At 50.4% G+C, this 13735-nt stretch carries 10 protein-coding genes, 2 tRNA genes and 1 pseudogene; 8 read left to right on the forward strand and 5 right to left on the reverse strand.

Annotated elements, in window-relative coordinates; genetic code table 11:
• Positions 1–109: 109 nt before the first annotated feature.
• A complete protein-coding gene (locus Q3O06_RS05135; RefSeq protein WP_301817969.1) occupies positions 110–889 on the forward strand; it encodes a ferredoxin--NADP reductase in 780 nt (259 codons plus the stop codon).
• A 208-nt stretch (positions 890–1097) separates the two neighbouring features.
• Here Q3O06_RS05135 and Q3O06_RS05140 read toward each other — a convergent pair whose 3' ends face one another.
• On the reverse strand, positions 1098–2483 hold the full coding sequence (locus tag Q3O06_RS05140) for a 3'-5' exonuclease (RefSeq protein ID WP_301817970.1): 1386 nt from the start codon (positions 2481–2483) through the stop codon (positions 1098–1100).
• 117 nt (positions 2484–2600) lie between these two features.
• On the opposite strand from Q3O06_RS05140, the gene Q3O06_RS05145 reads away from it, so the two are divergent.
• From Q3O06_RS05145 to Q3O06_RS05165, 5 genes and pseudogenes are all read left to right on the forward strand, one after another.
• Positions 2601–2677, forward strand: a tRNA-Arg gene (locus Q3O06_RS05145).
• Between the two features lie 17 nt (positions 2678–2694).
• Positions 2695–2769 (forward strand) — tRNA-Glu (locus Q3O06_RS05150).
• Between the two features lie 159 nt (positions 2770–2928).
• Entirely contained in the window at positions 2929–3390 is a 462-nt protein-coding gene (locus Q3O06_RS05155; protein ID WP_301817971.1) for a hypothetical protein, read from the forward strand.
• A gap of 543 nt (positions 3391–3933) precedes the next feature.
• Positions 3934–5109: an NAD(P)H-dependent flavin oxidoreductase gene (locus tag Q3O06_RS05160; protein ID WP_301817972.1), complete on the forward strand. Its 1176-nt coding sequence runs from the start codon at positions 3934–3936 to the stop codon at positions 5107–5109.
• A gap of 44 nt (positions 5110–5153) precedes the next feature.
• A pseudogene (locus Q3O06_RS05165) lies at positions 5154–5336 on the forward strand (IS5/IS1182 family transposase); the annotation flags it as partial.
• Here Q3O06_RS05165 and Q3O06_RS11170 read toward each other — a convergent pair.
• From Q3O06_RS11170 to ccoG, 3 genes are all read right to left on the reverse strand, one after another.
• Positions 5246–5458 (reverse strand): hypothetical protein, encoded by a 213-nt coding sequence (locus tag Q3O06_RS11170; protein WP_373323495.1) that lies wholly within the window; start codon positions 5456–5458, stop codon positions 5246–5248. The pseudogene Q3O06_RS05165 and the gene Q3O06_RS11170 sit on opposite strands and share 91 nt — an antisense overlap.
• Positions 5459–5556: 98 nt before the next feature.
• On the reverse strand, positions 5557–6105 hold the full coding sequence (locus Q3O06_RS05170; protein WP_301817973.1) for a FixH family protein: 549 nt from the start codon (positions 6103–6105) through the stop codon (positions 5557–5559).
• A gap of 2 nt (positions 6106–6107) precedes the next feature.
• The gene (ccoG, locus tag Q3O06_RS05175; RefSeq protein ID WP_301817974.1) at positions 6108–7604 is read right to left on the reverse strand and encodes a cytochrome c oxidase accessory protein CcoG; all 1497 of its coding nucleotides are present in this window, start codon (positions 7602–7604) and stop codon (positions 6108–6110) included.
• Between the two features lie 528 nt (positions 7605–8132).
• On the opposite strand from ccoG, the gene tkt reads away from it, so the two are divergent.
• Positions 8133–10112 carry a transketolase gene (gene tkt / locus Q3O06_RS05180; RefSeq protein ID WP_301817975.1) on the forward strand — a complete coding sequence of 660 codons (1980 nt, stop codon included), beginning with the start codon at positions 8133–8135 and terminating at the stop codon, positions 10110–10112.
• A 144-nt stretch (positions 10113–10256) separates the two neighbouring features.
• The gene (gene fumC / locus Q3O06_RS05185; protein WP_301817976.1) at positions 10257–11645 is read left to right on the forward strand and encodes a class II fumarate hydratase; all 1389 of its coding nucleotides are present in this window, start codon (positions 10257–10259) and stop codon (positions 11643–11645) included.
• Positions 11646–11710: 65 nt separating this feature from the next.
• On the opposite strand, the gene Q3O06_RS05190 is transcribed toward fumC, so the two are convergent.
• A complete protein-coding gene (locus Q3O06_RS05190; RefSeq protein ID WP_301817977.1) occupies positions 11711–12634 on the reverse strand; it encodes a DMT family transporter in 924 nt (307 codons plus the stop codon).
• Positions 12635–13735: the final 1101 nt, after the last annotated feature.

The raw sequence follows: 13735 nt of genomic DNA on the forward strand, positions 1-13735 counted from the left end.
AGGCAAACGGATAACGGCATATTGCCTGATTGCCATTCAAATACAGGAAATGCGGAAAAAAACACCCAAATTGGCTATAATCCCCACAAACACACTCAAGGACAACAACATGGCAGCCTCACCCGAAGCAAAATTCACTGAAGAAAAGATTTTGTGGGTCAAACACCACACGCCGAAACTCATCACTTTCGCCATCAGCCGTCCCGAATCCTACCGTTTTAAAGCCGGACAGTTCTCCCGACTCGGTTTCTACGAAGGTGAAGGCTTTATTTGGCGTGCCTACTCCATCGTTTCCGCAGAATATGCCGACACGCTCGAATATTTTGCCGTACTCATCCAAGACGGCCCCATGTCAGCCCGTTTCGCCAAAATGCGGCAGGGCGACACCATCCTGCTCGATAAAAATGCCACCGGCTTCCTCCTGCCCGAACGCTTCCCCGACGGCAAGGATTTGGTGATGCTCTGCACCGGCTCCGGCATCGCCCCCTTCCTTTCCATTCTCGAACAACCCGAAATCTGGCAGCGTTTCGATACTGTCAGCCTGATACACTCCGTTTCCTTCTCGGAAGAACTGATTTTCAACAGCCGCCTCGCTGCCCTTTCCGAACACCCTCTAGTCGGCGAATACCTGCACAAATTCCGTTTCGTCCCCGTAACCACCCGCGCCGCCAATCCCGACGGATTGGGCGGAAAACGCATTCCCGAACTCTTAAAAAACGGCAGCCTCGAACAGGCGCTGCATACCAAGTTCACCCCGGAATCCACACGGTTTATGATTTGCGGCAACCCGGAAATGGTCAAAGACACCTTCCAAACGCTGCTCGATATGGGTTACGCCATGCACCGCAACCGCGTCCCCGGTCAAATCATGATGGAAAACGGCTTCTAAAAACCACCCTGCTTGTCCGATGCCTTCGGACGGGAAAACCGACACGGCACGAAAACCGTGTCGGCAAAAATGCCGTCTGAAAAAATTCAGACGGCATCTTCGGACACATTACCTGCAAACGGTAACACATTCCAACCCAAACCGATTAGGCAATCGATACGGTGACGGCTGTTTATATACTTACCGACTTTCACCAACCGGTATCGATTTAACCGATTTCCTTAATATTTTTCCTGTCCGTTTTAAACTTCGCCTTAAACACATCTGGTAAATCTTTATCGAAATACCAAAGCCCATCATCCATTTCCAATGCGCCGCCCATTCCATGCAGAACAACTTTTTCCCCCGTTAAAGGATCGGTTTCGGTAATTTCCACCTCATGCATTTTTCCCCAATCCAAAACAGGCAGTTTGTGTGCAAACGCCAAAACCTGTTCGTCAGAACGGCCGCACGCCTCATCGCATCGGCCTGAAACATATACGGGACAAGGTTCATCCTCTACATAACCGTCCGGAAGGATACCGGCCGCGGCAGGACACAATCCGTATGTTTCCGCCCACGACGACAAAGCCCGTCTCGCCGCCTTTTTATTGGCAAATAATCCGGTAGGCGGATTATCCGTCACACCGTTTTTCAAAGCCGCTGTTTTCGCATTCAACATGCCGTCTGAACCTTTTTCAAACCTGACGGTCGTAAATGTTTTAAGCAGATTTTTGGCAGATACATAACAACCCGAATGATAACGCCCGACCAATTCCGCTTTAATCTTATATGCATGCAGGCTGCCCAATGCGGGAAAAAAACGGACTTCCTCCGTATTGCACCAATCAAACGGGGCTTTTCCGGAATCCAATAAAGCCGAAACCTCGCTATATACCCGTTCAAACGTACCGATGTAATTTACTTTCCCTCCGCCGTCGAAACAGGCAAGCACCCCCATACCGTCAGGCAAACCGTACAACTGTTCCCTCAACCGTTCGGGCAGCGCGGCAGGCAGCGGTTTCGGATTCATCAAACGGAAACACTGCCTGCACCACTCGTCAGTATCATATTCCGACAGACTGTATTCCAAATAATCGCACAACGCCGACACATCCGCCATCGCACGATGCCGGCTTTCCGCAACAATCCCCACCCTATCGATAATGCTGTCCAGGCTGTGCTTGTAAAACTGCGGATACAGCCGACGCGAAAGCTGCACACTGCACAAGGCAGGCGATGAAAATCCGATACCCGCACGATGAAACTCATGCTTTAAAAACGTATAGTCGAAACGGCTGTTATGTGCAATCAACACACACCCCTTCAATACCGAAAACAACTCGCCAGCAATCTCTGCAAAAACAGGTGCATCGGCAACCATGCCGTCTGAAATCCCCGTCAGCTCCGCCACAAACTGCGGAATCGGTTTTTGAGGATTGACCAGCCATTCATACCTCTCCGCCCTTCCCCGCTCAAACTTGACCAAAGCCACTTCGGTTACCCTGTCTTCATACAGATTGCCGCCCGTCGATTCCAAATCAACCACGGCAACAGGCATTCCAAACCGTAAAAATACCTTTTCCAGCAAGGGCCAGCGAGAAGCAACAATCATTTTATTCTCTTTAAATTCAAACAACAAACCGATATTTTACACTTTTAAGGCATTTCATCCAACAAAACAATTGACAGAATCCGATGATTACCCTAAAATTCAAATCTTTCTTGCAGCGCACCCGTAGCTCAGTTGGATAGAGTATCTGGCTACGAACCAGAGGGTCGGGCGTTCGAATCGCTCCGGGTGCGCCAGTAAGAAAATACAATATGCGCCCATCGTCTAGCGGTTAGGACATCGCCCTTTCACGGCGGTAACCGGGGTTCGATTCCCCGTGGGCGTGCCAAATTCCCAATCCCTGAGATTATTCTCAGGGATTTTTTATTGTCTCGGCAACTCATTACCATATCTTTACCTATCCCCTTCATCGGAATCTCAAACGCAATCAAAGTATATTCAAACCTTTCCAGATAATAATCAATTAAACCTAATTAGTGGTAACTAAATGAAAATAATAGATTTTTTAAAAAATTATGGTACTGACCAGTTTTCTATATTGTGTTATGGTATTTTTTTAAAAGAAGACAGAAATCATGAAAATATAAAGCAATGGGAATCTAGATCACGTTGCATTAAATCTGAAAAATATATTCTTGAAAATAATGAGTGGAAATATGATATTTTTTTAACAGAATCTTATTTTTTATATTCCAAAAATATTGATTTATTTAATGTAATTAAAGATGAAATACTAAATATCAATCAGCTTAATCCAATAGCTATAATATGCATGTTTGATGGTGCTTTCTCAGATTTTAATTATCTGAAGAATATAAATATAATTCAACAAACTTATGCATTCTGGTCAAAAGATATTGGTTTGTATATTGCTGAAGATACAGATACCCTACAATCAAATGAATGGAGTGAAAAAATTATATATCTATATAACCATATAGATATATAACAAGCATAGCCAGTCTGTCTGATAGCAAGCGTGGGTGCTCGCACTCACGCGTTCTCTTTTTCGCTGTTAATCCGCTTTCAGGCAGCCTTAAAACCACTTACACTTACCTTTTTTGTTTTATCCCCCTCTAAACTATGCCCACCATCTCAACCCTAAACATCCTCTCACCCAAGCTCTATCCCAGTGAGCCATATAACGAAAGCGAAGCATGCCGTGCAAACCGATATCCCATAACCGGATGCGGTGTCCGTTCAACATTTTGTCCGATTGAAACGTCTGATATATTGCACCCCATCAACGTGGCATTACTTTTCTTAACAATCCCCTTTGACAGCAACTGGTAAGGGCTTTTTTATGCCATCATCAAATTTAATATTTTCTCTCCCGATCGAAACAGGCGTAACGGCATATGCCCGAAGCTCCGGCTGCTTTCTTGTTTACCGCCGCGATATTTAGAGTATAATATCAAATTTGAGCAATGGTTCTAAAACAGTTAGAACCATTTTTCATGAGCCTGACTGATTCGTATACTCGGAGAAACTGATGCAGAATATTTTTGACCCTTTGATTATTCGTGGAAAATCCCTTATCCCCATCGTGCAAGGCGGTATGGGGGTCGGTGTTTCCGCATCGGGTTTATCCAGCGCGGTGGCACGTGAAAACGGTATCGGAACGATTGCCAGTGTGGATTTACGCCACCTTCACGAAGACCTGCTCGCCGAATCCCAAATCAATCCGAGTGAAGAGAAATATACGTCTTTGAACTGTACCGCATTGGACAGGGAAATCCAAAAAGCCAAAAGTGCTTCAGAGGGAAAAGGACTGATTGCGGTCAACGTGATGAAGGCGGTCAAAGACCACGCCGCGTATGTCCGCCAGGCTTGCGAATCAGGGGCGGATGCAGTCGTGATGGGTGCCGGCCTGCCTTTAGACCTGCCGGAAATGACCGAGGGCTATCATAAAGATGTTGCCCTGCTGCCGATTCTATCCGAATCGCGCGGTATTAATATCGTCTTGAAACGTTGGATGAAAAAAGGCATCTTGCCCGATGCGATTGTAGTCGAACATCCTGCCCATGCGGCAGGGCATCTGGGCGCATCAACCGTCGAAGGCGTAAACGATGCCAAATTCGATTTCAAACGCGTCATCGAAGAAACGTTTGAAGTGTTTAAAAATTTGGGGCTGGAGGGCGAAAAAATCCCGCTTATTCTTGCGGGAGGCATGGCAAATTTTGAAAAAGTCAAAACCGCCCTAAAGAACTGGGGAGCCTCCGCCGTTCAAATCGGTACGGCTTTTGCCGTTACCGAAGAAGGAGATGCGCACCTCAACTTCAAAAAAACGCTCGCCGGTGCGGAAACTGAAAAAGTAGTCGAATTTATGTCTGTTGCCGGTTTGCCGGCACGCGGCGTACGTACCAAATTCCTAGACAGCTACATCAAGCGTGAAAGCAAACTTCAGGCAAACGCCAAAGCCGACCCGCGCCGCTGTACCCAAGGTTTAAACTGCCTGACCAGCTGCGGCCTGCGCGACGGACTCTCTAAAGCAGGACAGTTCTGTATCGACATCCAGCTTGCCGCCGCATTTCGTGGAGAAGTAGATAAAGGCCTGTTTTTCAGGGGTAAAGACCCTCTCCCCTTCGGCAATGCCATCCGCACCGTCCGCGAGACGATACAATATCTGCTGACGGGGAGCGAACCTGTTGCAACGCTCGGACGCTGACATCAGGTAGGATCTGATTTGCAAACAAAACGCCGTCTGAAAGCCTTTCAGACGGCGTTTTTCAGGTTGTGTTCCGGAATAGTGTTGAAAAAACGGAGAGAAATAAAAAACGTTTTTATAGTGGATTAAATTTAAATCAGGACAAGGCGACGAAGCCGCAGACAGTACAAATAGTACGGCAAGGCGAGGCAACGCCGTACTGGTTTAAATTTAATCCACTATATGTGAACAAAACGCCTTCCGCATTATGTCGGGCATACAACACAAATGCCGTCTGAAGGGCTTTCAAACGGCGTTTTTCAGGTTGTGTTCCGGAATAGTGTTGAAAAATAAATGGGATGAGATACATTTATTTTCGTCCGACAAATCAGACCATCACGCCGAATAATCAAACAATGCCTGCCCGACATTGCATATAACAAACCAATGCAATGAAAACACGGCTTTTTATTTGCCCCCGGCATTATTGAACAGCTTGTCCATCGGAGTCAAATCGACCGCATTGCCTTGGCTGGTAATCCATTTGTTCTCGACGCGCCACACGCCTGCCGCGTCCTCCACGCGCACATACCAGTGGTTGGTCGGCGGAAGGGTTTTGAACACCGCCTCATATTCCGCCCTGCCGTTCTGCGCGCTGCCGACAGGCTTGAGGGCGACGGTTTGATCGTCCGCCTTGCGGGTCGGATGCATCAGCAGCAGCTTCAACGGCTGATTCCCGTCAAACTCGCCGCCGACAAACACTTTTGCCGCATTCATATCGGGGGAAATGAGAACCTGCACCCCGATATGCCGTCTGACGGCTTCTTCATCCCGATGAAGCTGGATGTCGATATGCTTGCCGTCTTTATAATAATCGTCCGTAACCAAATCTGTCGCGTGCTGCTGCGCGACAAAAAACATAGCGACGCTGGCAATGACGACAAAAATCGGCCCCGCCATCAAGACCCACGGCCAGACGTGTTTGTACCAAGGTTTGATTGGAGTGTTTTGAGACACGGTTATTCTCCGATAAAGGTTGCATCTTCTTCCAAGACGACCGGCTTGCCGTCGGGCGCGCCGCTTTCGCGGTATTGGAAAGTAAATTCGATAGGGTGGCTGCCTTTGTCCGCGTATTCCGGAATGGTGGACACTTGGACGGGAAGGGTTACCGTTTCGCGCGGGGCAACCTTGATACCGCCTTCGGGCAGCCCGGTCAGGGCGATTTCGTCAAAGCCTTTGACACTTGCGCTAACCAACTGTTCTTTTTCGCTGTTGTTGATGATACGCAGGCTGTATGCGTTTTCCAGCCAGCCTTTGGCGTTTTCGCGCACCATTACGCCACGGTCTTTCAAAATATCGACTTCGACCATTTTACGCGTGGACAAACCGACTAGGAAGGCGGCGACAACCACTGCCAACACCGCGCCGTAACCTGCCACGCGCGGTCTGAGCAGCCGTTTTTTAATGTCTTTTTCAGAATATTCGTGTTCCAGCGCGCTTTCGGTCGTATAACGGATTAATCCGCGCGGATAGCCCATTTTGTCCATAATCTCATCGCACGCGTCGATACAGGCGGCGCAGCCGATACATTGGTATTGCAGTCCGTTGCGGATGTCGATGCCGACGGGGCAGACTTGGACGCACATCGCGCAGTTGATGCAGTCGCCCAAACCCGCCTCTTCCTTGTTGACCGTTTTCTTGCGCGCGCCGCGCGGTTCGCCGCGTTCCGCGTCATAAGAAACAATCAGCGTGTCCTTGTCGAACATCGCGCTTTGGAAACGTGCGTACGGACACATATGCAGGCACACTTTTTCGCGCATAATGTGGGCGAAGAAGAAGGTCATAAAGCCGTAAAACGCTGCGGCAAACACCGCGCCGCCGCCTGCTGCTCCGGTGAATAAATCGGGAACGAACCGGCGGATAGGGACAAACCAGCCGGCAAACGTGATGCCCGTCCACGCGCAGACAAGGAAAATCAGCAGGTATTTCGTGGCTTTGATGCGGATTTTGGTGAAATTCCACGGCGATTTTTCCAGCTTCAGCCGTTTGTTGCGGTCGCCTTCGACCAGGTTGTCGATCCACAGCATAATTTCGGTGTAAACCGTTTGCGGGCAGGAATAGCCGCACCACAGTCGTCCTGCAATCGTCGTCCACCAAAACAACCCGAAGGCGCAAATCATCAGCAGCAGGGCAAGGTAAATCAAATCGCCCATCCCCAACGACAATCCGAAAATGAAGAAATGCCGTTCGGGGATATTGAAAACAACAGCCTGCCTGCCACTCCAGTTGAACCACGGAATGACGTAAAACACAAACTGCGTCGCCAATACGGCGGCGATACGCAGTTTGGCGAACCGCCCTTCCGCCTTTTTGGGATGGATGCGTTCGCCTTCGGGATGAATTTGAATCACGCTGGCACGCGGATCGAATGTTTTTTTCGCTTTCGGCGCGGCTTTTGTTTGTTCGGACGTGCCGATTCCGGATTCCGGATTGCCGGGTTGGTTTTCCGTGGTCATTCTGCATTCCTTAGATTTTTGATTGATGGTTTGCCCGTTACCGCCGCCGTTTGCTTTTCAGACGGCATTTTTTTTGTTTTTTAAGGCGTTGTGTTTCAAGTTTTGAGAAAATCCGTTTTTCCCAAAATATATTTCCGCTATTGTACAACTTTATGCGCCGTCCGGATGTATGTGGCGAATACATTTCCCATCCGCATCAAAACGCCCGGATTTTTCCGTACCGCCCGAACAAAATCCGAATACGGTTAAAAAACAAAGACTAAAAAAACCGACACCCCCATATCGGCAGAACCGTCGGCGCAGGCTCATAAACAAACGCTATCAACAATCCGGCAAACAATCTATAACGCTTTATTTCAAAAGGAATAATGGCAGGCTTCGCCCGCAAATCGAAAACCCTTCCCCGCCCGCCCCCTGCCGCCGACTTCCCCCGCGTCCGCCCTTTCCTTGAAAGCATAAGCGAATCGGGCGATAATCAACGCCTTCCGATTATCCACTTATCCAAAACACCAGCAAGGAAAATACAAAATGTCTCAACTGGCAAACGCAATCCGCTTCCTCTCGGCCGATGCCGTTCAAAAAGCAAACTCCGGCCACCCCGGCGCGCCTATGGGTATGGCGGAAATGGCGGAAACATTGTGGACGAAATTCCTCAATCACAACCCCGCCAACCCCAAATTCTACAACCGCGACCGCTTCGTCCTCTCCAACGGCCACGCGTCCATGCTGTTGTACAGCCTGCTGCACCTGACCGGCTACAATCTGAGCATTGAAGACTTGAAAAACTTCCGCCAACTGCACAGCAAAACCCCGGGACACCCCGAATACGGCTACACCGACGGCGTGGAAACCACGACCGGTCCGTTGGGACAAGGCATTGCCAACGCGGTGGGTATGGCATTGGCGGAAAAAATCCTGGCCGCCGAATTCAATAAAGACGGTTTGAACATCGTCGATCATTACACCTACGTCTTCATGGGCGACGGCTGCCTGATGGAAGGCGTATCGCACGAAGCCTGTTCGCTCGCCGGCACTTTGGGCTTGGGCAAACTGATTGTTTTATATGATGACAACAATATTTCCATCGACGGCAAAGTGGACGGCTGGTTTACCGAAAACATCCCGCAACGCTTTGAAAGCTACGGATGGCACGTCGTTCCCAACGTAAACGGTCATGACACCGCCGCCATTCAAGCCGCTGTCGAAGCCGCCCGCGCCGAAACCGGCAAACCGTCCATCATCTGCTGCAAAACCTTAATCGGCAAAGGCAGCGCCAACAAAGAAGGCAGCCACAAAACCCACGGCGCGCCTTTGGGTGCGGACGAAATCGAAGCCACGCGCAAACATTTGGGTTGGGCATATCCTGCGTTTGAAATCCCGCAAGAAATTTACGATGCGTGGAATGCCAAAGAAAAAGGCGCGAAACTGGAAGCGGAATGGAACGAACTGTTCGCGCAATACCAAGCCAAATATCCTGCCGAAGCCGCAGAATTCGTGCGCCGTATGGATAAAAAGCTGCCGGAAAACTTTGACGGATACGTTCAGACGGCATTGAAAGAAGTGTGCGCCAAAGCCGAAACCGTCGCCACCCGAAAAGCCAGCCAAAACAGCATCGAAATCTTGGCAAAAGAGCTGCCCGAACTGGTGGGCGGTTCTGCCGACCTGACCCCGTCCAACCTGACCGACTGGTCAAACAGCGTCTCCGTTACCCGCGACAAAGGCGGCAACTACATCCACTACGGCGTGCGCGAGTTCGGTATGGGCGCGATTATGAACGGCTTGGTATTGCACGGCGGCGTAAAACCCTTCGGCGCAACTTTCCTGATGTTCAGCGAATACGAGCGCAACGCCCTGCGTATGGCGGCACTGATGAAAATCAACCCTGTATTTGTGTTTACCCACGATTCCATCGGTTTAGGCGAAGACGGACCGACCCATCAGCCGATTGAGCAGACCGCCACCCTGCGCCTGATTCCGAATATGGACGTATGGCGGCCGTGCGACACCGCCGAATCCTTGGTGGCTTGGGCAGAAGCCGTCAAAGCCGCCGATCATCCGTCCTGCCTGATTTTCAGCCGTCAAAACCTGAAATTTCAAGCGCGTGATGAGCAACAACTGAACGACATCAAACGCGGCGGCTACGTCATCAGCGAAGCCCGGGGCAACGCCCAAGCCGTCATCATTGCCACCGGTTCCGAAGTCGAGCTGGCTTTGGAAGCGCAAAAAGCCCTCGCCGCACAAAACATCGCCGTGCGCGTCGTTTCCATGCCGTCCACCAACGTCTTCGACCGACAAGACGCCGCCTATCAAGCCGCCGTCCTGCCCGAAGGCCTGCCGCGCATCGCCGTAGAAGCCGGCCACGCCGACGGCTGGTACAAATATGTCGGGCTGAACGGCGCAGTCGTCGGCATCAACCGCTTCGGCGAATCCGCCCCTGCCGACTTACTCTTCAAAGAATTCGGCTTTACCGTGGACAATGTGGCCGATACGGTGAAATCCGTGCTGTAAACCGCAGCCGTCGCATCAAATGCCGTCTGAACGCTTTTCAGACGGCATTTTTTTTGCCCTCCCGCCTTGATGCTTTCTCATTCCGCCAATCTCCATTATAATATTTGCGAATCACTCTTATTCATATTTCAAAAGGAGAAACGTATGAACACCCGCACCGAACACGACACGATGGGCAATGTCGAAGTCCCGTCCGAAGCCTATTGGGGCGCGCAGACCCAGCGCAGCCGCAACAATTTCAAAATCGGCGGCGAAACCCTGCCGCAGCCGCTGATTTATGCTTTGGCGTTGGTGAAAAAAGCCGCCGCCGCCACCAATGTTTCCCTCGGCAGGATTAAACCCGAGCAGGCAGATTTGATTACGCAGGCGGCGGACGACGTGTTGAACGGCAAGCTCGACGGGCAGTTCCCCTTAGTGGTTTGGCAGACCGGCTCCGGCACTCAGTCCAATATGAACATGAACGAAGTGCTGGCGAACCGCGCCAACGAAATCGCCGGTACGGGTTTGGCGGCGTACCAGCCCGTCCATCCCAACGACCATGTGAACCACGCGCAATCGACCAACGACGCGTTCCCGACCGCCATCCACGTCGCCGCCGCGATTGAAATCAACCGCCACCTCATCCCCGCTGTCCAAGCCTTGCGCGATACATTGGACAAAAAAGCCCAAGCTTTCGCCCCTATCGTCAAAATCGGCCGCACCCATTTGCAGGACGCGACGCCGCTGACTTTAGGACAAGAGTTTTCCGGCTACGTTTCCCAACTCGACCACGGCTTAGGCCGTCTGAACGACGCGCTCAAAGGTTTGTACGAACTCGCCTTGGGCGGCACGGCAGTCGGTACGGGGTTGAACAGCCATCCCGAATACGCCGAAAAAGCCGCCGCCAAACTCGCCGAATTGTCCGGCCTGCCGTTTGTCAGCGCGCCGAACAAATTTGAAGCCTTGGGCGGACGCGATGCCGCCGTTGCCGCTTCGGGCGCATTGAAAACGCTGGCGGCAAGCCTGAACAAAATCGCCAACGACATCCGCTGGCTGGCAAGCGGCCCGCGCTGCGGTTTGGGCGAAATCAAAATCCCCGAAAACGAGCCGGGTTCTTCCATCATGCCGGGCAAAGTCAACCCGACCCAATGCGAAGCGATGACCATGGTGTGCTGCCAAGTGTTCGGCAACGACGTTACCATCGGCATGGCGGGCGCGTCGGGCAATTTCGAGCTGAACGTCTATATGCCCGTTATCGCCTACAACCTCTTACAATCCATCCGCCTCTTGGGCGACGCGTGCAACAGCTTCAACGAACACTGCGCCGTCGGCATCGAACCCGTGCCGGAAAAAATCGACTATTTCCTGCACCATTCCCTGATGCTGGTTACTGCGTTAAACCGCAAAATCGGCTACGAAAACGCCGCCAAGGTCGCCAAAACCGCCTACAAAAACGACAAATCGTTGCGCGAAACCGCCATCGAGTTGGGCTTGTTGACGGGCGAAGAGTTTGACGAACTGGTCGTTCCCGCCGATATGGTTCATCCGCGCTAATCCTTCCCTCAAATAAAAATGCCGTCTGAAGCCTCGTTCAGACGGCATTTTCCGTTGCCTGCAAACTAGCGGCGTTTGAACAGCCTGTCCCCCACCGCCGCCGTAACCGCGCCCCCGACCACGACCAGTGCGCCTGCATAACCCAAACCGTTCATATCCGGCGCGGCAAAAGTATCAGGCATCACATAATGCCCGAGCAAAGAAAATATTACGGTAAACACGGGGAGCAAGGTTGTTACCACGCTGACTTTGGAAGCCTCCCAATGTTTCAACGCCTCGCCGAACGAGCCGTAACCGATTAACGTATTCAAGCAGCAATACGCAAAACAAACCCATGCCAACGTACCGTCCAAACTTCCGATGTGTGCCGGTTCGGCAAACGGCAGGAACACGGCGGCACTTGCCGCATAAATCAACAGCAGAATCTGTTGCGGCCCGAATTGCGCCGACAGCAGCTTTTGCGCCACGGCATAACACACCCAGACCATACTGCCTGCCGCGCACAGCAACACGCCCTTCGCATACGCGCCCAAACCCGACAATTCGCCGAATTTATCGTTAAAAAACATAAGCAAACCGACAAGCAGCAAAACCAAACCGATTTTCTGCGCGGCAGTCATCCGGTCTTTAAACAGCAATACGCCGACAACAATCATCGTAAACGGCGAAATCTGCCACAAAACCTGCGTCGTGGTCGGCGAAATATAATGCAGCCCTTGGGCAATCAGCACAAAGTTTGCCGAAATGCCCGCCACGCCGAGCAACAGCAGCCTGAATGACCGCCAAGAAAAATCCCGCCGCTTCGGCAGCCGCCCGCCCAATGCCAGCAAAACAAACAATACCGCCGCCGCCACGGTAAAACGCACCCACACCAGCGTCGGCGCATCGACAAACTTCAATACCTGCCGCACGGCAATCGGCAGCGTTCCCCACGTCATCGCCGCCAAAAGTGCCAACGCGAAGCCTAAGAGCGGCCTTTGGTTTTCCATCCTGATTTTCCTATTTTTAAACAACCGTATTGCCGGACGATGCCGGTTTGCCGCATCGGGCAATAATGGTTCAAGCGTTTGGCGTTTGATTCCAAACCTTTGGTTTCAAACAAACCGGCTGAAGCCCGGCTATTGCTTCACGCTATTTGGAAACACCGCCTGAATTTTAAAATATAGTGGATTAACAAAAACCAGTACGGCGTTGCCTCGCCTTAGCTCAAAGAGAACGATTCTCTAAGGTGCTGAAGCACCAAGTGAATCGGTTCCGTACTATTTGTACTGTCTGCGGCTTCGTCGCCTTGTCCTGATTTTTGTTAATCCACTATACCGTCTGAAAACAGCGGGGACATGCGGCAGGCATCACTGCCCCAAAACGCCCGAACGGCGCAATCGCAACGTTCCGCCCAACGCAAGGGGCGGCAACAAGCCGGCACAAATGCAAAAAAGAGAAACCCTGCCCCGTAAGGTTTAAGGCTTCTCCGTCCTTTATCATTTCCCTCCGCGAGGATGTCCGACCGTAAAATTCAGAACGGTTGTTTCTATATAAAGAAAGAATGAAAAAATAAAACTCTAATTATTTCAACTTGTTGCAATCAAATATTGATAACTTCCTTAAAAATACGTAAAAATAACCCCGATAACAGAGTAATTGTATCATTATATTTTACAATATTAACGTAAAATTTTTACACATTGCTTTCAAGAGCCAACCATTTATGTTCTCTGTTTTACTTTTTGAAAATAAAAACAGAGGACTTCTAATACTTTGGTGTAAATAATTCTCTTGAATAAATTTCTGTTCTATAGCTATGCTCTATTTTTGAGTTTCAAATATAGTATGGAGCTATCAAAATTGACAACTACATAAATAATATTCTTATTCTTTGTTTAATCTAACAAGAAAATGCTTAAATTGTTCTTCGTCGTTATCCAACTTTCCGAAAAATAACTCATCGATTTGCTCAATTAACGGAACAGCTGTTTGTAATATTTCTTCTCCTTTTGAGACCTTTGCAAAATTCCCCAAAATCCCCTAAATTCCCACCAAGACATTTAGGGGATTTCTCATGAGCACCTTCTTCCGGCAAACCGCACAAGCCA

Origin of the sequence: Neisseria maigaei, from assembly GCF_958267405.1 — a bacterium.
In the GTDB taxonomy this organism is placed as follows: Bacteria; Pseudomonadota; Gammaproteobacteria; order Burkholderiales; family Neisseriaceae; genus Neisseria; species Neisseria bergeri.

Bases quoted from the DNA above. Each gene is read 5' to 3' on its own strand.
- ccoG (WP_301817974.1), bottom strand. From the start codon at position 7,604: ATGACCACGGAAAACCAACCCGGCAATCCGGAATCCGGAATCGGCACG.
- Q3O06_RS05160 (WP_301817972.1), top strand. From the start codon at position 3,934: ATGCAGAATATTTTTGACCCTTTGATTATTCGTGGAAAATCCCTTATC.
- Q3O06_RS05190 (WP_301817977.1), bottom strand. From the start codon at position 12,634: ATGGAAAACCAAAGGCCGCTCTTAGGCTTCGCGTTGGCACTTTTGGCG.
- Q3O06_RS11170 (WP_373323495.1), bottom strand. From the start codon at position 5,458: ATGTATCTCATCCCATTTATTTTTCAACACTATTCCGGAACACAACCT.
- Q3O06_RS05155 (WP_301817971.1), top strand. From the start codon at position 2,929: ATGAAAATAATAGATTTTTTAAAAAATTATGGTACTGACCAGTTTTCT.
- Q3O06_RS05135 (WP_301817969.1), top strand. From the start codon at position 110: ATGGCAGCCTCACCCGAAGCAAAATTCACTGAAGAAAAGATTTTGTGG.
- Q3O06_RS05140 (WP_301817970.1), bottom strand. From the start codon at position 2,483: ATGATTGTTGCTTCTCGCTGGCCCTTGCTGGAAAAGGTATTTTTACGG.
- fumC (WP_301817976.1), top strand. From the start codon at position 10,257: ATGAACACCCGCACCGAACACGACACGATGGGCAATGTCGAAGTCCCG.
- tkt (WP_301817975.1), top strand. From the start codon at position 8,133: ATGTCTCAACTGGCAAACGCAATCCGCTTCCTCTCGGCCGATGCCGTT.